Annotated in this window: 16 protein-coding genes; 4 read left to right on the top strand and 12 right to left on the bottom strand. The window is 74.1% G+C overall.

Features of this window, described 5'->3' with window-relative positions; all coding sequences use genetic code 11:
• Nucleotides 1-38: 38 nt before the first annotated feature.
• Both ACFVVA_RS27665 and ACFVVA_RS27660 read right to left on the bottom strand, forming a co-directional pair.
• Entirely contained in the window at nucleotides 39-680 is a 642-nt protein-coding gene (locus ACFVVA_RS27665; RefSeq protein ID WP_387693529.1) for a maleylpyruvate isomerase N-terminal domain-containing protein, read from the bottom strand.
• Entirely contained in the window at nucleotides 677-2,182 is a 1,506-nt protein-coding gene (locus ACFVVA_RS27660) for an MFS transporter (protein ID WP_387693528.1), read from the bottom strand. Before ACFVVA_RS27660 ends, ACFVVA_RS27665 begins: the two co-directional genes overlap by 4 nt.
• 285 nt (nucleotides 2,183-2,467) lie before the next feature.
• Between ACFVVA_RS27660 and ACFVVA_RS27655 the strand changes: the two genes are divergently transcribed.
• Complete coding sequence (locus ACFVVA_RS27655) at nucleotides 2,468-4,534, top strand: MDR family MFS transporter (RefSeq protein ID WP_387693527.1); 2,067 nt, start codon at nucleotides 2,468-2,470, stop codon at nucleotides 4,532-4,534.
• A gap of 2 nt (nucleotides 4,535-4,536) precedes the next feature.
• On the opposite strand, the gene ACFVVA_RS27650 is transcribed toward ACFVVA_RS27655, so the two are convergent.
• The 3 genes from ACFVVA_RS27650 to ACFVVA_RS27640 form a co-directional block, all read right to left on the bottom strand.
• Nucleotides 4,537-5,106, bottom strand: coding sequence for a Uma2 family endonuclease (locus tag ACFVVA_RS27650; RefSeq protein WP_387693526.1), 570 nt, complete (start codon nucleotides 5,104-5,106; stop codon nucleotides 4,537-4,539).
• A 162-nt stretch (nucleotides 5,107-5,268) separates the two neighbouring features.
• Nucleotides 5,269-6,528: an MFS transporter gene (locus ACFVVA_RS27645; protein WP_380547076.1), complete on the bottom strand. Its 1,260-nt coding sequence runs from the start codon at nucleotides 6,526-6,528 to the stop codon at nucleotides 5,269-5,271.
• 105 nt (nucleotides 6,529-6,633) lie between these two features.
• Entirely contained in the window at nucleotides 6,634-7,305 is a 672-nt protein-coding gene (locus tag ACFVVA_RS27640; RefSeq protein ID WP_387693525.1) for a GntR family transcriptional regulator, read from the bottom strand.
• Between the two features lie 172 nt (nucleotides 7,306-7,477).
• Between ACFVVA_RS27640 and lysA the strand changes: the two genes are divergently transcribed.
• The 3 genes from lysA (at nucleotide 7,478) to ACFVVA_RS27625 (ending at nucleotide 10,039) form a co-directional block, all read left to right on the top strand.
• On the top strand, nucleotides 7,478-8,833 hold the full coding sequence (lysA, locus tag ACFVVA_RS27635) for a diaminopimelate decarboxylase (protein ID WP_387693524.1): 1,356 nt from the start codon (nucleotides 7,478-7,480) through the stop codon (nucleotides 8,831-8,833).
• 9 nt (nucleotides 8,834-8,842) lie between these two features.
• A complete protein-coding gene (locus ACFVVA_RS27630; protein ID WP_387693523.1) occupies nucleotides 8,843-9,769 on the top strand; it encodes a LysR family transcriptional regulator in 927 nt (308 codons plus the stop codon).
• A gap of 96 nt (nucleotides 9,770-9,865) precedes the next feature.
• The gene (locus tag ACFVVA_RS27625) at nucleotides 9,866-10,039 is read left to right on the top strand and encodes a hypothetical protein (protein WP_387693522.1); all 174 of its coding nucleotides are present in this window, start codon (nucleotides 9,866-9,868) and stop codon (nucleotides 10,037-10,039) included.
• Between the two features lie 70 nt (nucleotides 10,040-10,109).
• On the opposite strand, the gene ACFVVA_RS27620 is transcribed toward ACFVVA_RS27625, so the two are convergent.
• The 7 genes from ACFVVA_RS27620 to ACFVVA_RS27590 form a co-directional block, all read right to left on the bottom strand.
• The gene (locus tag ACFVVA_RS27620) at nucleotides 10,110-10,973 is read right to left on the bottom strand and encodes a serine hydrolase (RefSeq protein WP_387693521.1); all 864 of its coding nucleotides are present in this window, start codon (nucleotides 10,971-10,973) and stop codon (nucleotides 10,110-10,112) included.
• Nucleotides 10,970-12,628 (bottom strand): amidohydrolase family protein, encoded by a 1,659-nt coding sequence (locus tag ACFVVA_RS27615; RefSeq protein ID WP_387693520.1) that lies wholly within the window; start codon nucleotides 12,626-12,628, stop codon nucleotides 10,970-10,972. The genes ACFVVA_RS27620 and ACFVVA_RS27615 overlap by 4 nt, the downstream gene beginning before the upstream one ends.
• Complete coding sequence (locus ACFVVA_RS27610; protein WP_387693519.1) at nucleotides 12,628-13,428, bottom strand: amino acid ABC transporter ATP-binding protein; 801 nt, start codon at nucleotides 13,426-13,428, stop codon at nucleotides 12,628-12,630. The genes ACFVVA_RS27615 and ACFVVA_RS27610 overlap by 1 nt, the downstream gene beginning before the upstream one ends.
• Entirely contained in the window at nucleotides 13,425-14,438 is a 1,014-nt protein-coding gene (locus ACFVVA_RS27605; protein ID WP_387693518.1) for an amino acid ABC transporter permease, read from the bottom strand. The genes ACFVVA_RS27610 and ACFVVA_RS27605 overlap by 4 nt, the downstream gene beginning before the upstream one ends.
• A 31-nt stretch (nucleotides 14,439-14,469) precedes the next feature.
• Complete coding sequence (locus tag ACFVVA_RS27600; RefSeq protein ID WP_359900259.1) at nucleotides 14,470-15,360, bottom strand: ABC transporter substrate-binding protein; 891 nt, start codon at nucleotides 15,358-15,360, stop codon at nucleotides 14,470-14,472.
• A gap of 193 nt (nucleotides 15,361-15,553) precedes the next feature.
• Nucleotides 15,554-16,363 (bottom strand): hypothetical protein, encoded by an 810-nt coding sequence (locus ACFVVA_RS27595; protein WP_387693517.1) that lies wholly within the window; start codon nucleotides 16,361-16,363, stop codon nucleotides 15,554-15,556.
• Between the two features lie 118 nt (nucleotides 16,364-16,481).
• Nucleotides 16,482-19,253, bottom strand: coding sequence for an SdrD B-like domain-containing protein (locus ACFVVA_RS27590; RefSeq protein WP_387693516.1), 2,772 nt, complete (start codon nucleotides 19,251-19,253; stop codon nucleotides 16,482-16,484).
• Nucleotides 19,254-19,618 lie beyond the last annotated feature (365 nt).

Genomic DNA, 19,618 nt, shown 5'->3' with positions numbered 1-19,618 from the left:
CGAAGAGCCCCGCACCGGAAGGCCCCGGGCGGGGGCGCTCAGAACGCCGCGATGCTCCCCCGCGCCCGCTCGGCCCGGCTGAGCGCCCGCAGCACCGCCGCCCGGCCGTGCCGCCGGGCGGCCAGCCGGGTCAGCAGGACGACGACGGACTCGAAGGCCTCCGGCGGGAGTTCGGGGCCCGGTACTCCGACGCTGACCGCCAGGTCGTCGCCGTGGACGGCCAGTTCCATCGTCCGGGTGGCCAGCAGGTCGTCCAGGGTGAGCGACCACGGACCCCAGAACGGCAGCCGGACCGGCCGGGTGCCGTCCGCCGCCGCGAGCGTGCCCGCGAGCTCCGGCAGCACGGCGGCCAGCCGACGGTGCAGCGCGGCCGGACCGTCGGCCGCGAAGGCCTCGCTGCCCTGCCGGATCCGCACGTTGACGTCCGCGTCGAGCGCGGCACCGACCCAGGCCGAGCGGGCGTAGTGCTCCAGCAGGCCGACCACCGGCTCGGCCGGCACGGCGGCGGCCAGCAGCTCCGGCAGGCAGAGGACCTGGTAGGCCAGGTGCCCGGCGAGCCCGCCGACGCTCCACCGCGCCAGCGCGCTCGGCCGCTGCCAGGCCCCGGCCACCTCCGGGCGGCGCAGGAGCTCCTCGGCCGTACCGGCGGCGGCCAGGAAGTCCCTCCGGGCGCCCGTCACGGCCCGTTCCCCACTCGCGGCCCGGCAGCCCGGAAGCCGCCCCGGCCCGAGGCCATGTCGGCGACCGCCACCAGCAGCGCCGTCAGCACCAGCCCGGCCGCCACCGTCACGCCCAGCTGGAAGGCCAGCGCCCAGTCCGGGCGGGGGCCGGCCGCGTGGGCGAAGAACACCGAGCCGACGACGGCGATGCCCACCGCCGAGCCGACCCGCTGCGCGGTCTGCATCACCCCGCCCGCGCTGCCCGCCCGGGCCACCGGCACCTGCTGGAGGGTCAGCGTCTGGTTCGGGGCGATCACCAGCCCGCTGCCCACCCCGGCGACCAGCAGCGGCAGCGCCGTCGTCCAGCCCACCCGGGGCCCCGACCACAGCTGCACCGCCAGCGCCGAGGCCAGCAGCCCGGCCAGCACCAGCACCAGTCCGGCCACCACCAGCCGCCGCCCCAGCCGGCTCACCAGGCGCCCGCCCACCGCCGCGGACACCCCCGAGCCGACCGCGAACGGCGTGATCGCCAGGCCCGCCGTCAGCGCCGAGTAGTGCAGGCCCGCCTGGAGGTAGAGCGTGAAAATGAAGAAGATCGCGGTGAACCCGGCGAAGTACACCAGCGACAGCAGCGTGCCCGCCGCGTACGGCCGCACCGCGAACAGCGCCATGCTCACCAGCGGTTCGCGCCGCCGCCCGTAGTGCAGTTCCCAGCCGGCGAAGGCCGCGAGCAGCACCGCCGCCAGCGGCAGCAGCAGCCAGCGGGCCGAGCCGTGCCACTGCTGCGCCTGGACGAACGGCAGCAGCAGCGCGACCGTCCCGGCGCCGAGCAGCAGCACGCCTACCGGGTCGAAGTCCCGGTGCCCGGCCCGCTGGTCGGCGGGCGGGGGCGCCGGGAGCAGCCGGCGGGCGATCGGCAGCAGGGCGACGCCGATCGGCAGGTTGACCAGGAACACCCAGCGCCAGCCGTCCTGCGGGCCGACCAGGTGGATCAGCAGCCCGCCGAGCAGCGGCCCCACCGCGGTGGACAGCCCGATGGTGGCGCCGAGCGCGCCGAAGGCCCGGCCGCGCTCGGCGCCCTGGAACAGCACCTGGATGAAGCCGGACACCTGCGGCACCAGCACCCCGCCGGCCGCGCCCTGGAACAGCCGGGCCAGCACCAGCCACTCCTGGCTCTGCGCCGCCCCGGCGAGCGCGCTGGCCACGGTGAACAGCGCCAGCCCGGCGAGGAAGACGGCCCGTCGGCTGCGCGCGTCGCCGAGCCGCCCGGCGGGCACCAGCACCAGGCCGAAGGCCAGCGCGTAGCCGCTGAGCACCCACTGCAGGCCGCTGTCGGACATGTGCAGCCCGGCCCGTACCGTCGGCAGGGCGACGTTGACGATGCTGACGTCCAGCAGGGTCATGAAGCCGGCGACCAGGCAGACGGTGAGCGCCCGCCAGCGCCGGGTGGCGGCCCGGGCGCCCACGGCGGTGGCGCCGGGCCGGGGCGGGTGCACGCTGCTGCGCGGGGGGTCGGCGTTCATGGGGAGCCTCTTCCCGGGGCCGGGGCGTCCGGGTCGGTGGATGATCGCCGGTCGGCTTCGTTCGGCCCGTCGTCGGTCGGCTTCGTTGGCCCGTCGTCGGTCGGCTTCGTTCGGCCCATCGTCGCCCGGGCCTCCCGGGGCCGCCACCCGGGCCACCGCCCGCGCCCCCGCTCGGGCAGGCACTCGGGCCGGCACTCGGGGCGCCGCCCGGGCCGTCGCCGCCCGTCCTCACCCGAACGGCCGAACCGGATCGCGACCGCCGTCCGCACCCCGGAGGCTGACGGCATGACCGTCGCCACCGAGACCCCGCCCTCCGCCCCTCCGGTGCTGGACGTCCGGCAGCGGAACGTCGTCTTCGCCACCATCGTGCTCGGCATGCTGCTGGCCGCCCTCGACCAGACCATCGTCGGCACCGCCCTGCCCACCATCGTCGCGGACCTCGGCGGAGCCGCGCACATGTCCTGGGTGGTGACCTCCTACCTGCTGGCCGAGACGGTGGCCACCGTGCTGGCCGGCAAGTTCGGCGACCTGTACGGGCGCAAGCTGCTGTTCCAGGTCTCGGCAATCGTCTTCGTCGGCGGCTCGTTCCTGTGCGGGCTGGCCACCGACATGACCCTGCTGATCACCTGGCGCGCCGTGCAGGGCTTTGGCGCGGGCGGCCTGATGGTCACCTCCATGGCGCTGATCGCGGACGTCATCCCGCTGCGCGAGCGCGGCAAGTACCAGGGCGCGATCGGTGCGGTGTTCGGCGTGGCCACGGTGATCGGGCCGCTGCTGGGCGGGCTGTTCACCGACCACCTGTCCTGGCGCTGGGCGTTCTACGTCAACGTGCCGATCGCGGTCGTGGTGGTCCTCCTGGCCGCCCGGACCATCCCCTCGGTCCGCTCGGCGACCCGCCCGGTCGTCGACTACCTGGGCATCGTGCTGGTCGCGGTCGGCGCCGGCGCGCTGATCCTGGCGACCAGTTGGGGCGGCAACCAGTACGCCTGGAGCTCCGGGGTGATCATCGGCCTGTTCGTCGGCGGCGCGCTGGCGCTCGGCCTGTTCTGCTGGGTGGAGACCCGGGCCGTCGAACCGATGCTGCCGATGCGGCTGTTCCGCAACCCGGTGTTCACGGTCTGCTCGGTGCTCAGCTTCATCGTCGGCTTCGCCATGCTCGGCGCGCTGACCTTCCTGCCCACCTTCCTCCAGTACGTGGACGGCGACTCGGCGACCGTCTCCGGCGTGCGGACGCTGCCGATGGTGATCGGTCTGCTGATCGCCTCGATCGCCAGCGGCAACGCGGTCAGCAAGACCGGGAAGTACCGGGTGTTCCCGATCGTCGGCACGGCGGTGATGGCGCTCGGCCTCTACCTGCTCTCCCGGCTGGAGCCCGACACCGGCTCCGCACTGGCCTCGCTCTACATGTTCGTGCTCGGCGTCGGCATCGGGCTGAGCATGCAGGTGCTCACCATCGCCGTCCAGAACACCGTCGACTACGCCGACCTCGGCACCGCCACCTCCGGGGTGACCTTCTTCCGCACCATCGGCAGCTCCTTCGGCACCGCGGTGTTCGGCACCATCTACGCCAACAGCCTGCAGACCGAACTCGCCGAGGGGATCGCCACCGCCGCCCGGCTGACCGGCGCCGACCCGGCCGTGCTCAGCCAGGCCGCGCAGAGCCCCCAGGGCCTGCACCAGCTGCCCGCCGACCAGGCCGCGCCGATCGTCCAGGCCTACTCCGACGCCCTGCACACCGTGTACCTGTGGACCATCCCGGTGGCCGTGGTCGGCTTCGTGGTGGCGCTCTTCCTCAAACAGGTGCAGCTGCGCGACACCGCCCGGGCGGGCTCCACCGACATGGGCGAGGCCTTCGCCCAGCCGACCACCGCCGACTCCGACCCGCACCTGGAGTACTCGGTCTGCCGGATCGTGCGCGGGGTGGACCTCGACGCCGTCCGGACGATCGTCGCCGGCGCCGGCGCCCGGGTGGACCTGGCCGGGGCCTGGGCGCTGATGGAGGTGGCCGGCCACACCAGGGCCGTCGGCCACGCCTCGCTCGACCTCATCGCCGCCCGCAAGCGGGTGCCGCCCGAGGTGCTGGAGCCGGTCTTCGACCGGATGGCCTCCGAGGGCTACCTCCTGCGCGAGGGCGACGCCCTCTCCCCCACCGAGGCCGGCACCCACGAGGTCCGCACCCTCGCCCACGCCTGGTCCGACTGGCTCAACGCCCGCCTCGACGCCGACGCCGGCCGCCCCCGCAGCCCCCAACTGCGCGCCGCCGCCGACGCCATCGCCTGGCGCCTCCTGGTCGAGGACCTCACCAACGGCCTCCCCGCCCACGCCCGCCCCAAGGACGACGCGAAGGTCTAGCCCTACAGCCGGGAGGTGTCGAGCTCCAGGTCGAAGGGCGCCGGGAGGGGAACGGGCGTGCCGAAGGGGTGCGGCCCGCTCTCTGCGGCGTAGCCGAGACGGGTCGGCTCGCTGTACAGGGTGCAGCTGCGGTTCTGCCGGTCGATGAGGAGGTAGAACGGGGCGCCGTACTGACCGTAGCGGCGGCGCTTGACGACGCGGTCGGTCTCCGCGTTCGACGGAGAACTGACCTCGACGATCAGGAGGGTCTGATCGGGCAGCAGCGCGCCCTCGGTCTTCATCGCGAGTTCGGCGGGCACGATGGCCAGATCCGGGATGTACCAGTTCTCGCTACCGGGCAGATCGAGATTGCCGGAACCGGACACCAGGTCGAGTTCGTCCATCCGAGGCCCGAGCTGACGACGGACGAACTCGGCAGCGGACTCGTGCGCCCATGACGGCGACATAGGAGTGATGACTCCCTCGATGATCTCGGTCCGGTCGCCCGCGATGTGCCGGATCGCATACTTCAACGCCTTCTCGGGGTCGCTGACGGTGCTGTAGTCGCCAGGGACATGGGGTGCCGTACTCACAACGTGTCTCCTTCCTCCGTGATTCTCCCTCAGACCATGCCACCCTCCGGCCGACCGACCGGAATTGGACGTGCCCTGACCGCTCATGTCCGTGGGTTTCCGGTTCGCAGAGCGTTCTGCGCCCCCGCCCTGGAACGGGCGGGGGCGGCGGCGGTGGTGGGGTCAGCGGGAGGCTTCCGCCGGGATCGGGGCGGGGGCGGTGCGGCGGGAGGAGAAGGCGATCACGGCGAGGCTGGCGAGGGCGAGGGCGGTCACCGCCGAGAGCATCACGGTGTAGGAGGCCAGGGAGGAGAGCGCCGCGAGCACGGCGGGCAGCAGGAAGCCGGAGTAGCAGAGGGCGTAGTAGACGCCGGTGATGCCGGCCAGGTCGTCGGGGGTGACGAGGCGCTGGATCTCCAGCAGCCCGGAGACGACGCCGATGCCGTAGGCGGCGCCGAGGAGGACCGCCCCGCCGAGGCCGAGCAGCGGGGAGCGCACCGCCGCGTCGCCGGCGCAGACGGCCATGCCGCAGGCCATCAGCACCATGGAGACGACGACGCCGCGCGCCGAGTTCAGCGAGTCCAGGCGCTTGGCGAGGGGCTGGACCAGGGCGCCGGTGCCGAGGGTGAGGACGGTCAGCAGGGTCGCGTAGGCCAGCGACCAGTCGCCGAGCCGGTCGCCGACCAGCTGCGGGGTCACCGCGTACGCGACGCCGGCCGAGCCAAACACCCACGGGGCCATCGGCAGGACCACCCGCAGGAAGCGCCGGTGCCCGGCCGCCGGGACCTTGAGGTCGGCCCAGAGGCTGCGGACGGCGGCCGAGCGGGCCCGGGTCTCGACGGCCTTCGGGAGCAGGAACAGCGCGGGCAGGGTGACCAGCAGGTGGGCGAGGTACGGGGTGACCATCGGCCAGGGGCCCCACTGGGCGAGCGCGCCGGCCACGCCGGCGCCGAGGCCGAAGCCGACGGTGAGGGCGAGGGAGGCGCGGCGGGCGCCGGCGCCCTGGTCGGCGGCCGGGTCGTGCGGGGCCTGGGAGAGCTCCTTGACCCAGCTGGTGCCGACGGCCATCGCGATGCCGACGGCTGTGCCGGTGAGGAACCGCCCGGCGTAGATGGGGAGTTCGCCCGTGACGCCGCCGCACAGCACACCGCTGGCGGCGAGCGAGGCGACGACCGCGCCGATCATCAGCGGACGGCGCCCGTAGCGGTCCGAGGCCGCGCCGCCGACCAGCAGTCCGGGGACCAGCCCGAGGACGTAGGCCCCCAGGAAGGCGTCGACGGTGACCTCGGAGTAGCCGCCGAGGTGGCGGTACATCAGCAGCAGCGGGGTGAACTGGTTGCCGCCCCAGCCGCAGCAGAGCATGGCCAGGGCCGCGACCAGCCAGGGCCTCCCCCGACCGGTGGGCGCGACGGGACCGGCGGACGGTGGCCGGGTGGTGCTCATGGTGGTGCTGCTCCTTGTCGGATGGTGGTCCCGGCGGTCCGTCGGGGTGCGCGGCCGTCGCCGCGCGGGGGAAGAGAGGGAGGAGTGGCTCGGCGGTGCGGTGGCTCAGCGGTGCGCGTCCAGGTGGGCGCGCAGCGCCTCGGTGAAGCCGGCGGCGTCGCGGGCCGCGATGCGCTCGACCAGCGCGGTGTGCTCCTCGACCAGCGCGGCCAGCCGCTGCGGCCGCCGCTCCGGCCGCACCTGGAGCAACTGCACGGCCATCCGCCGCTGGCGGTCGCGCAGCGTCTCGTAGAAGCGCTCGGCGAGCGCGTTGCCGGAGGCCGTCACGATGCCCCGGTGGAAGGCCTCGTCGGCGTCGGCGAAGGCGCCGAGGTCGGCCCGGCGGGCGGGTTCGCGCTGCTGGTCGATCAGGTCGGTCAGCTGCCGCAGCAGGTCGTCGAGCGGCTCGGCGCGGCGGGTGATCCGGCGTACCGCGGTGCTCTCCAGCGCCTCGCGCAGCTCCAGCACGTCCTCGGCCTCGCCGGGGCCGACCGGCACCACGACGGCTCCGCGCTTGGGGAAGAGCTGGAGCAGTCCTTCGGCCTGGAGCCGCAGGAAGGCCTCCCGGACCGGGGTGCGGCTGAGCGAGGTGCGCTCGGCGATCTCGCCCTCGCTGATCAGCGTCCCGCCGGGGAGGCCGCCGCCGAGGATGAGGTCCTTGGTCAGTTCGTACGCGCGGTCCGCGGCCGGGACTCGGGCGGGGACCGGGACGCGGGCGGGAGGCGGGGTGTCGGCCATGGAGCACACCGTAGCACCATAGATGCAAGCTTAGATGCAAGGCCGCGGACGGGGCCGCCCGCGGGACGGAGCATCGGTTTCCGTACTGCTCAGGGCCGGAAGAATGCGCTTTCTCACCCCCTCCGCAGGACCGAGGATGGGCGGGGCCAACCAGCTCCTCGGGAGGAAAGCCGTGTCCCCTGTGTCGCCAGCCCTGTCGCCCGTCGACCCGGGCCTGCTGCCGCTCACCGCCGAGTTCCGCCCCGAGGGCCTGTCCGTCGGCGGGGTGCTCCTGGACGAGGCGGCCCGCCGGTACGGCACGCCGCTGTTCGTCTACGACGAGGAGCACCTGCGCCGCCGCTGCCGCGAGGCGGTGGCCGCCTTCGGCCGGGGCAACGTCGCCTACGCCTCCAAGGCCTTCCTGTGCACCGCGATGGCCCGCCTGGCCGCCGAGGAGGGCCTGCTGCTGGACGTCGCCTCCGGCGGCGAACTGCGCACCGCCCTGTACGCCGGGGTCGACCCGGACCGGATCGTGCTGCACGGCAACAACAAGGACGAGGCCGAGCTGCGCACCGCGCTCACCGTCGGCCTGCGCCACATCGTGGTGGACAGCTTCGACGAACTGGACCGGATCGAACGGCTGCACCACGAGGAGGGCCTGCCCCCGGCCCGGATCCAGCTGCGGGTGGCGCCCGGCGTCGCGGCCGGCGCCCACCAGGCCATCCGGACCGGCGGCCACGACTCCAAGTTCGGCTTCGGCCTGGCCGACGGCGCCGCCGCGGCCGCGGTGCGCCGGGCCGGGGCCTGCGCCGCCGTACGGCTGGAGGGCGTCCACGCCCACGTCGGGTCCCAGGTGCTGGACCCGGCCGAGCTGGCCGACGGCGCCGCCGCGGTGGCCCGGTTCGCGGTGGAGCACGGCCTGCGCCGGCTGACCGTCGGCGGCGGCCTGGGCGTGGCGTACCTGGGCGGGCAGAGCGCCCCCTCCTTCGCGGACTGGGCCGAGCGGGTCCGCGCGGCGGTGCGCGGCGCCGGCTGGAACGGCCCGGTGGGCGTCGAGCCCGGCCGGTCGATAGCCGCCCGGGCCGGGCTGACCCTGTACCGGGTCGGCACCGTCAAGCGGATCGAGGGCGTGCGCACCTACGTCAGCGTGGACGGCGGGATGAGCGACAACCTGCGCCCCGCCCTGTACGGCGCCCGCTACGAGGCCTTCCTGCCGCGCTGCCCCGAGGCGCCCCGCCCGCGGCGCGCCCGGCTGGTCGGCAAGCACTGCGAGAGCGGCGACGTGATCATCGACGACGCCGCGCTCCCCGTCGACCTCCGGGTCGGCGACCTGCTGGCGACCCCGGTGACCGGCGCCTACGGCTACGCCATGGCGTCCAACTACAACAAGCTGCCGCGGCCTGCCGTGGTCTTCGTCCGCGACGGCGAGGCCCGCGTGGTGGTGCGCCGGGAGACCGAGCACGACCTGCTCCGGCTGGACACCGCCGCCGACGGGACGGCGCGACCGACCGGGGAACCGGTGGCCGCCCTCCCGGCGCACACGGCCTAACCTGGGCCGATGCTGAACAGCGCCCGACTGCACGTCCTCCTGGAGATCGCCCGCCGGGGCACCATCGTGGCCGCGGCACAGGCCCTGCACCTGAGCCCGTCCGCCATCTCGCACCAGCTCGCCCGTCTGGAGCAGGAGCTGGGTGTCGCGCTGGTGGAACGGGCCCCGCAGTCCCTGCGCCTGACGCCCGCGGGTGTCCGGCTGGCCGAGCACGCCCAGGCGATCGCCGATCTGATGGCCGTCGCCCAGGACGACCTGCGGGCGCACGCCCAGGCCGCGGCCGGCGTGCTGCGGATCGGCTTCTTCGCCTCCGCCGGGCTGGACCTGCTGCCCCGGGCACTGGCCGCCTTCGCCGCCGGGCACCCGCAGGTGGAGCTGGAACTCATCATGGGCCAACCGCACGAGCTGGTCCCGGACCTGGAGGCCGGCCGGCTGGACGCGGCCGTCGTCTTCGAGCACCCGCTGGACCCGTGGTGCCGCCGGGCGGCGGTGGACGTGCGGATGTACTTCGACGAGCCGCAGCTGGTCGTGGTGCCGCTGCGGCACCGGCTCGGGCGGCGCTCGGTGGTGCGGCTGGCCGAGCTGGAGGGCGAGAGCTGGATCGGCACCCACGGCGGCAGCACCGGCGAGCCGGTGCTCGAACGCGCCTGCGCCGCCGAGGGGTTCCGCCCCCGGGTGCGCTGCCGCAGCGACCACTACCAGGTGACCATCAACCTCGCACGGGCCGGCATGGGCGTCGCGCTGATCCCGGCGCTCGGCCTGGCCGACAGCGCCGGGGTGCACGTGTGCCGGCTGGACCATCCGCAGCTGTACCGCCGGATCGGGGTGGCCACCCGGCCCACCAACCGCAATCCGGTGCTGCGCGCCTTCCTCGCCGAACTCGGCTCTGCCGCCGGGGAGATCAGGTCGCTGCTGGACATGCGGTGGGGCGCCTGACCTCCCCCGCGGCGCTGTACGGTTCCCGGCTCTGTGCGGCGGGCCGCGGCTGTGCGATGCTGCACCCGCCAGCACCCGTCCACCGAGGGGGAACCCGTGATCCGCCGGATCTCCGCACTCCTGGTCGCCGCCGCGGCCCTGCTGTCCGTCGCGGCGACGGCGGCGACGACCCACGACCGGCACGCCTCGACCTCCGTCGTCGCCGAGGAGGCCGAGGACTCCACCGCGGGCGGACACACGCCGAACCGCTCGGAGCCGACCGGCCGTTGAGCCCACCCGCTGGCTCAGGCGGGTCGGCTCAGGCCGGCCGGCTCTGGCGGTTCGGCTCAGGCCGGCCGGTTCAGGCGGGTCGCTGGGCCCAGGCCGCGAGGGCGCGGCCGACGTCCCGGATGGCGTGCACGGCGGCCCGTTCGGTGCTGGGCCCGAGCGCCACGTCCCAGTGCGCGACGACCGCGTAGGCCACCCGGCGGGCGCCCACGATGACGCCCGCGTCGGCCCGTACCCCGGTGTCCGTGCCGGTCTTGTTGGCGACCAGCAGGCGGCCGGGCAGCGGCTCGGGGAAGCCGGGGGCGAACGGGTCGTGGTCGATCAGCGCGGGCACCAGGCCGTGGTCGGTGTTGGCGCGCATCCAGCCGAGCAGCCGGGCCGAGGCGGCCGGGCCTGCCATGGTGCCCCGGACCGCGAGGGCCACCAGCCGGGCCAGGTCGCGGGCGGTTCCGGTGGCGAAGACCGGCGGGACGTCCGGCCCGCGCTCGTCGCGCACCCGGTCGTGCAGGGTGAGCCGTTCCAGTCCGAGCTCGCGTGCCAGCCGGGCGGTGGCCGGCAGGCCGACCAGCCGCAGCAGGGCGTTGGTGGCGGTGTTGTCGCTGACCGCGGCGGTCAGCCAGGCCAGATCCTCCACCGTCCAGTCGGGGCGGCTCAGCCGGCCGAGCAGGCCGGTGCCGCCGGTGACGTCCTCGGGGAGGATCTCCACCGGCTGTCCGGCCGTCAGTTCCCCGGATTCCAGCCGCCGGGCGACCTCGGCGAGCAGCAGCAGCTTGGAGGCGCTGGCGACGGGCAGGACGACGGTGTCGTCCACCCCGACCGCGCCGGCGTCGACTCCACGGTCCGCCTCGGCGGCGTCCACGTCGACGGCGGCCACCGCGAGGGTCAGCGGCAGCGCCGCGGAGCTGCGCGCGGCGGCGGCCACCTGGGAGAGGCTCATCGGACCCGCACCACCTCTCCGGCCCGGATCGCGGTCGGCCGGCCGCCGCGCACCGCGACCCGCCCGGCCACCACGACGGCCTCCACGCCCACCGGCGGCAGCAGCGGCCGCTCGAAGGTCGCGCCGTCCAGGACGGCCGCCGGGTCGAGCACCACCAGGTCCGCGACGGCGCCGTCCCGGACCACGCCGCGCCCGGCCAGCCGGAACCGTTCGGCGGGCAGGCCGGTCATCTTGTGCACCGCGAGCTCCAGCGGCAGCAGCCCCTGCTCGCGCCCGTAGTGACCGAGCACCCGGGCGAAGCTGCCCGCCCAGCGGGGGTGCGGGCGGCCGGGTTTGGGCACCCCGTCCGAGCCGATCATCGACAGCGGGCTGGCCAGCACCCGGCGGACGTCGTCCTCGCGCATCGAGTGGCTGATGATGGTCACCTCGCCCTGCGCCTCCAGCAGCAGGTCGCAGACGAGGTCCACCGGGTCGGCGCCGCGCTCGGCGGCCAGGTCGGCGATCCGGCGGCCCTCGGCCGTACGGCGGGCGGGCGCGGCGGCCACCGAGATCAGGTCCCAGCCGCCGTTGCCGACGGTGTTCTCCCAGCCCTCGACGCCGTGCGCGATGTCCGCCCGGATCCGGTCCCGCACCTCCTTGCTGCGCAGCCGCTCCAACAGCGCGGCCGGCCCGCCCTCGCTGGTCCACGGCGGCAGCATGGCGTGCAGCACGGTGCTGCCGGCGGTGTACGGGTAGACGTCGCAGAGCACGTCCACGCCCTCGGCGCGGGCCTGCTCCAGGCGCGGCAGGGTCCGCAGGGTGGCGCCCCAGGCGTGCCGCCCGGCGGTCTTGTGGTGGGAGACCTGGAGCGGGGCGCCGGAGCGCACCGCGATCTCCAGCGCCTCCTCCAGCGCCTTCTCCACCTGGGACATCTCGTCGCGCAGGTGCGTCACGTACGGCTTGCCGTGCCGCGCGGCGACCTTCGCCAGGGCCACGATCTCCTCGGTGTCCGCGTAGACGCCGGGCGGGTAGATCAGCCCGGTGGAGAGTCCGGCCGCGCCCTGGGCCAGTGCCCGGTCGAGCAGCCCGCACATGGCGGCCAGCTCCTGGCCGGTGGGCGGGCGGTCCTCGAAGCCCATCACTCCGGCGCGCAGCGTGCCGTGGCCGACCAGCGAGGCGATGTGGTTGCGGCGCAGTTCGGGCCGCTGGCCGGCGGCGAAGGCGTCGAAGTCCTCGGCGGGCAGCACCGGTCCGAGGCCGAAGGAGACCCGCAGGTGCTCGGCCAGTTCGGGCAGCCGCCCGGGCAGCGCCGGGAACAGGCTGATCCCGCAGTTGCCGCTGATCTCGGTGGTGACGCCCTGGAGCAGCGGGGCCAGCCGCAGCTCGTCCAGGGCGTCGCCGTCGGTGTGGGTGCCGCCGCCGAAGGGGGCGGCGAGCGCGTCCGAGTGGGTGTGGACGTCGATGAAGCCGGGGGTGACGACCCGCCCGGTGACGTCCAGGGTCTCGGCCGCGGTCACGGCGGTGCCGGGCGGCAGTACGGTGACCCGGCCGTCGGCGACGGCGAGGTCGGCCGGGCGGGCGGGCGCCCCGGTGCCGTCCACCAGGGTGGCGCCGCGCAGCAGCAGGTCGACCGGGGTCGTGGTCACGTCCGCTCCCATCAGTCCCATCGCTCCCATCAGAGCACCGTCGAGAGGAAGGCCCGGGTGCGGTCGTGCCGCGGGGCGGTGAACACCTCGGCCGGGCTGCCGGCCTCCACGACGGCGCCCTGGTCCATGAAGACGACCCGGTCGGCGACCTCGCGGGCGAAGCCCATCTCGTGGGTGACGACGATCATCGTCATGCCGCTGCGGGCGAGGTCGCGCATCACCCCGAGCACCTCGCCGACCAGCTCCGGGTCGAGCGCGGAGGTGGGCTCGTCGAAGAGCATCAGGGTCGGCTCCATGGCCAGCGCCCGGGCGATCGCGACCCGCTGCTGCTGGCCGCCGGAGAGCTGGGCCGGGTAGTGGTCGGCGCGGTCGGCCAGGCCGACCCGGGCGAGCAGTTCGCGGGCCCGGCGCTCGGCCTCCCCGCGGGGGCGGCCCTTGACCGCGATCGGGCCCTCCATGACGTTCTGGAGCGCGGTGCGGTGCGGGAAGAGGTGGAAGCGCTGGAAGACCATGCCGATCCGCTCGCGCTGGTGGCGGATGTCGCGCGGCCGGCGCTCGCGCAGCCTGCTGCCGGAGGCGCCGTACGGCTCGTAGCCGACCGGTTCGCCGTCCACCTCGATCCGCCCGGCGTCGATCTTCTCCAGGTGGTTGAAGCAGCGCAGCAGGGTGGACTTGCCGGAGCCGGAGGGGCCGATCACGCAGAGCACCTCCCCCGCCCGGACCTCCAGGTCGATGCCGCGCAGCACCTCCAGGTCCCCGAACCGCTTGCGCACCTTCCGGGCCGACAGGACCACCTCGGCGGCCGGCTTCCCCAGGTCCGTGGTCGTCACTTGACCTCCCCCTTCTTCACGCGCTTTCCCGCTCCGCCGCGCCCCGGGCGCAGGTTGGCCAGCACCCGGCGGTGCAGCGCCGGCGGGGCGCCGGCCGGGTTGAACCTCCGCTCCACCGCGTGCTGGGCGACGCTCGCGACGGTGGTGAGCACCAGGTACCAGATGGACGCGACGATCAGCAGCGCGATCACCTCGAAGTTGGCGAGGTAGAGGTGCTGGGAGACGGTCATCAGGTCGGCGCCGGCGATGACGGAGACCAGTGAGGTGGTCTTCAGCATCGAGATGAACTGGTTGCCGAACGGCGGGATGATCACCCGCATCGCCTGCGGCAGCACCACCCGGGTGAGGATCTGCCGGTTGGACATGCCCAGCGAGGCGCCCGCCTCGCGCTGCCCGGGGTCGACGCTCTGGATGCCGGCCCGGACGATCTCGGACATGTAGGCGCCCTCGTTGATCGACAGGCCGAGCAGCGCCGCCACGAAGCCGGTGATCAGGGAGTTGGACTGCCAGCTGACCAGCTTGGGCCCGTCGAACGGGATGCCGATGCTGATCTCCGGGAAGAGCAGCGCCAGGTTGAACCAGAAGATCAGCTGGACCAGCAGCGGGGTGCCGCGGAAGAACCAGGTGTACGCGCCGGCGGTGGTCCGCAGCACCGGGCTGTCGGACAGCTGCATCACCGCGGCCACCACGCCGATGACGATGCCCACCACCTGGGAGATCAGGGTGAGTTGGACCGTCACCCAGAGCCCTTCCAGGATCACGCCGTCGAACTGGTACTTGGCGACGATGTCCCAGTGCAGGTTGGGGTTGACGATGACGGTCCAGGCGAGCCAGACGGCGACGAAGGCGGCCGCCAGCACGGCGAACCAGCGTGCCGGGCGAGGCCGGCCGGTCACCTCGAAGGCCAGGTCGTCGTCGACGGGGCCCGCGGCGGCCGTTCGGGGTGCCGGGGCGGGCGTCGCGGGCTCGGCGGGCGTCGCGGGGCCGGCGGGGATCCCGGGGTCTCTCATGTCGGTGCTCATCTCGTCGGTGCCGCCGTTCTCACTGCGCCGCGTTGACGGTGGCGCGCTCCACCGCGCTGCCGCCGACCTGGTAGGTGTCCAGCACCTTGCGGTACTCGCCGCTCTCGATCAGCTCCTGGAGCGCCTTCTGCACCGCGTCGCGCAGCCCGGCGTCCTTCTTCGCGACCGCGATGCCCCACGGCGCCGTGCCGTACTGCTCCGGCAGCACCTCGTAGGAGCCGCTGTTCTGCACGAACATCTGCGCCACCGGGTAGTCCACGATCGTGGCGACGGCCCGCTCGCTGTCCAGCTGGAGCAGCCCGGTCGGGGCGTCCTCGCTCTGCGAGATCGCCATCCTGGTGGCGCACTTGGCGTTCTGCTGCTCGCCGATCTCCAGGTTGGAGCTGCCCTTGGCGAGGACCACCTTCTTGCCGCAGAGGTCCTCGATGGACTTGATGCCCTCGGGGTTGCCCTTCTTCGTCATGATCACGCCGCCGGTGCGGAAGTAGTCGACGAAGTCGACGGCCTGGCGGCGCTGCGCGCTGTCCGTCATGGAGGACATCACCAGGTCGTAGCGGCCGGCCTGGAGGCCGGGGATCAGGCCGTCGAAGGAGGAGTTGGCGAGCTCCAGCTTCAGCCCGAGCCGCCCGGCGACGGCGGCGGCGAGGTCCGGGTCGACCCCGGTCAGCTCGGTGGTGCCGGTCTTGTACATCTCCATCGGCGGGTAGCCGACGGAGGTGGCCACTCTGAGGACGCCGCTCTGCTTGTTCTTCGCCGGGAGCAGCTCGGCGGCGCTCTTCCCGGAGTTCTGTCCGGCCTGCGCCGCGCCGGCGGCCGGGGAGCCGCCCTGGTCGGAGCGCCCGCAGGCGGTGGCGGCCAGGACGACCAGGGACAGTGCGGCCAGACAGCGCAGGGAACGGGGGCGGTTCATCGGCTACTCCCTCGGGCGGTGACGGTGCGCCGATGCTGGCAGCCGGGTCCGGGTGAACGGAAGATGATGAAGCCATTGCTGCCTCACCAACGATTTTGGTACGGCTGACCGCCCTGTCCTGCGGACTTCCGGCCGTGCCCGGCCGTGCCCGACCGACCGGGTCAACCGGTCAACCGGTCAGCCGGTCAGCCGGTCAGCCGGTGAGCCACGGGGCCTCCGGCAGCTTGGCGTCCGCCTGCCGTCCGGTGAGCTCGACGGTGGTGGGGGTGCCCAGCCCCGGCATCCGCATCGTCACCCGGCGCAGCCCGCCGTCGCCGTCGACCCAGTAGGTCAGCGGCGAGCGGGCGCCGTCGGGCGCGGAGCCCTGCGCGCGCGGACCGGCGAAGCGGTCGTAGCCCTTGCCGTCGATCCGGTCCCGGCCCAGCCAGCGGGCCCCGGACTGGGCGAGCAGCAGCGGGTTGTCGGGGCGGTCCGCGCCGAGCTGGACCAGCAGGTTCAGTCCGGCGTCCAGCGGGTCCGCCGTGTAGGTCCGCGGTGACCAGCCCTGGCGCGGGATGCGCTCGGCCTGCTGCCAGGCCGGGGCATCGGTGGCAGTGGCGGTGGCGGTGTCGGTGCCGGCCCGGTCGGGGGCCAGCCCGAGGCCGCCGGTGTCCCAGACGATCAGGCCGTGGTCCAGCGGTCCGCTCGCGCCGGTGGTCCGGTAGCGGCCGACCCCCCGGTGGCTGCGGTAGTCGACGACCCCGTCGACCCGGATGGTGACGCCCCCGCCCTCCTCGGCCGTGAGCGTCACCGCCACCGGGCTCGCCTGGTAGAGGTTCAGGCGCGACAGGGCGAGCCGGCCGGCCTCGTCGGTGGTCACCGGGCGTTCGACGGCCTCGTCGGAGACCGTCCGGTAGACGGCCACGCCGCCCGCCGCGGCGCCGCACACCACGATCGCGATCAGGGCCTTGAGCCAGTGGGACCGCCGTGGTCCGCGGCCTTCGGCCTTCGTCCTGCGGGGCATGCAGCCGCTCCCTTTCCTCGGTCGGACACGACAGTCGGGCGGGCCCGGGGACCAACGGTCCCACGAACCCGCCCGATCGGGCCCGCTGCCAGGCCCCCTTCACGTACCCCGCGCGGGGCTAGCCGCGCCGGGCGGCCTTGCGCCTGCGGGCCATCAGCACCGTGGCGGTGCCGAGGGCGATCAGCGCCGCCGCGCTGGTCAACACGATCGGCATCCCTTCACCCGCACCGGTGTTGGGCAGGTGCCCGGACACCGGGGGCACCGGGGCCGGGGGCACCGGAGCCGCCGACGTCGGCGCCGGGGTCGGCGTCTCGGTCGGGGTGGGCGTCGGGGTCGGCGTCGGGGTGGGGATCAGCTTGTTGACGGCCGTCACCTCCACACCGGCGTCGAGGTTCGCCGAGGTCAGCTTGAGCGGCCCGAGGACGGTGACCTCCGGCGCCGCGTAGCCGTCCGGCGGGCTCAACTCCTGCCAGTAGTACGTCCCCGGCACGCCGGTGCCCTGGCAGATGCCGTCGGCACCGGTCGTGCAGGGCTCACCGACCTTGGTGTCGGGCTTGTCGCCGGTCGGCTGGAGCCCGTCGGTCCCGTTGGTCTCGTGCCACAGCTGGAACTTGGCGCCGGCCAGCGGTTTGCCGTCCTGGTCGTGCTTGACCAGGCGCAGCGCGCCCTCCTGCAGCCGGAAGCCGAAGTCGTAGGTGTGGTCGTTCTCGCCGGGGCCGCCGGTGGTCAGCGCCCGCTCCGGGAACCTGCCGTCCTTCGGAACGATGCCCTTGGAGTCGATGAAGTGGTTGTCACCGACGTCGTGGTCGGTCGGCACCCACTGGAAGAGGGGGCCGTCCTTGGCGTAGTCCGCCGGGTTGTCCAGCTTGATCGTGTACTTGGTCCTCGGCTTGAGGCCGCCCTCGACGTTGCTGTCGTCGAAGTAGTACTCGCCGCGCTTGGTCGTCTTCGTCGTACCGACGAGCTTCCCCGTCTCGTCGTACAGGTGGACGGTGGCACCCGGAACCGGCTTCTGGCCCGGCAGTTGGAGGCCGCTGCGCTCGGGGTCGTACCAGACCCGGTTGCCGATCTGGAGCGGAGCCTGGTCGCAGAGCACCTCCAGGTCGCCCATCGCGGCGCCCTTGCCGAACGGCGGGACGCCCGGGGCCGTGTTGAGCCGCACGCCGCCGTCCGCCTTGCCGTCGCGCTTCTGGAAGGCGCTGCCGTAACCGAAGGCCTTGCTGTCGCTGTCGTAGCCCGAGATCGCGATGGAGTCCTCGACCTTCGAGAACGCCATCCCGGCGTTGGCGGGGTTGTTGTGGCCGATCCGGCTGTTGTCGAAGAACCGCTGGCCCCGGGCGGTGGACCCGCAGCCCAGGTTGGTGTCCAGCACGTAGGTGCCGTTCACCGGGCAGGCCTTGAGGAGGTCACCGCCGGGCAGGACCATGGAGCCCTGGCCGGCCGTCGGGCCGGCCGCCGACTGGTCGCCGAAGCGGTCCCGGAAGGCGAGCAGCATCGAGCCGTCGGTCTCGAAGGCGATCTCGGCCACCGCCGGCTCGGGGTTGGCCAGGTAGTTGGCCCCGCAGGCATGGCCGTTCTGGGCGGTCGGGAAGGTGTCCTGCCACGGGAACCAGCTGGAGCCGGGGCACGGGGTGCCGACCGTGTTGCCGCGCGGGTAGTCGAGCGGCTGGTTCAGCACCGCCGACTTGAACGCGCCGGTGGCCAGGTCGAACGGCAGCACCACGGCCCGCAGGTCCGAGGCCTTGCCGGTGGACTCGCCCGAGCAGACGCCGCCGAGGAAGCCGGCGCCGTCCTGGATGCCGAGGCCGTACGGACGCCAGTCCCCCGGCGCCGGGCAGCCCGGGTCCGGGATGGCGTAGGCGGCCTTGGGCGTGGCCGCCGTCGCCGCGGTGGCGTCGTAGCGGTAGAGCTTGCGGTCGTGCAGGTTGACGACGAAGAGGTCCTTGCCGTCGTCGGTGATCTTGATGCCGCCGAGGCTCTCCTTGCCCGCCGCGGCCAGGAAGTCGTCGTCGTTGCCCGGGCTGTGCGGGGTGGTGCCCGCGTCCGGGACGGTGGCGAACAGCGTGGTCTTCTTCGTCGCCCAGTCGGTGACGTAGATCCCGCCCGGGCCGCCGGGACCGTAGCTGGTGGTCCGCTTGGCCTGGGCCGAGGAGAACACCCGCCGGTCGGCCTTGTTCCAGGCGATGCCGTACAGGTTGCCGGTCTGCCCGGCCGTGGCCACGTCGGTCAGGGTGAAGTCGGTACCGGCCGTTCCGCGGGAGTCGTACGGGAAGGACACCAGCGTGTGCTGGGCGTCGCCCTCCCGGGGCGGGTTCTGGCAGGTCGACACCAGCGGCGCGTTCTTCTGGCAGTAGTCACCCGGGCTCCAGAGCCCGGTGGTGATCTCCACCTTCTTGCCGCCGGAGAGGTCGACGAACTCCTCGTTGGAGCTCAGCTTGTTCGCCCCGCCGTCCAGGCCCTCGCGGGAGGCGAAGGCCGGGTAGAGCACGCCCGGCTTCGGATTCACCACCTGGACCCGGTACTTGCCGCCGGTCAGCTTAGTGGCGGCCGGTGCCAGCGTCACCGTGCCGTCCGCCGCCGTGGTGCCCTCGATGGAGACCCCGGCCTCGTCGGTGAGCGTCACCTTCACGCCCGCCATGCCCGATTCCAGCCCGGGCGTCCACACACCGTCGGTGTCCACGGCCCGGATCACATGGACCGCCACCGTGCCGTCACCGGTCTGGGGGAAGGCCGGAGGGGCCGCCGCCAGGGACCAGGAACCGGCCAGCACGGCCAGCGTCACCGCGCCGCCCGCGGTGCGAAGGCCCGTGGCACGGCGGCCGGGCGGGCCCGTCCGCCGCCCGCCGGGGCCGCGCGCGGCACCGGCGGTTCGTTCACTTGTCGTCGTCATCCCTGCTCTCATCGTCAAGTTGGGCCTGCCGCCCGACCTCATAAGCGAGTTCGAGAGTGGCGGAAAGCCGCCATTGTTAACGGGAGCCTAAAGGGACTTCACACAAGTTCGCCGGGGAACAAGGAACTTTGACCCGTCATCAGGCGTTACGAGACCGTCGCGGCCGTTCGGCCGGCCCCCGCCCGCACCCGGCTGACCAGCGGGGACCGTCCCACCACGCCCCGCCGCCGGCGATCGCCGCCCTCCCGCGCCGTTGACCGTCGAACACGCTTCCCGCCGGAACCCCGCACATCCGCCCCGACTCACCCACCCCACGCACAACTTGAGCAACGGTCGCGCACCGATTGGCCCCGGCGCGGGGCGGG

The organism is Kitasatospora sp. NPDC058048, assembly GCF_042885555.1.
Lineage (GTDB): Bacteria > Actinomycetota > Actinomycetes > Streptomycetales > Streptomycetaceae > Kitasatospora > Kitasatospora lactacystinica.
Note: the sequence above shows the minus strand (reverse complement) of the source record. Positions and strands in the feature narration are given on the sequence as shown.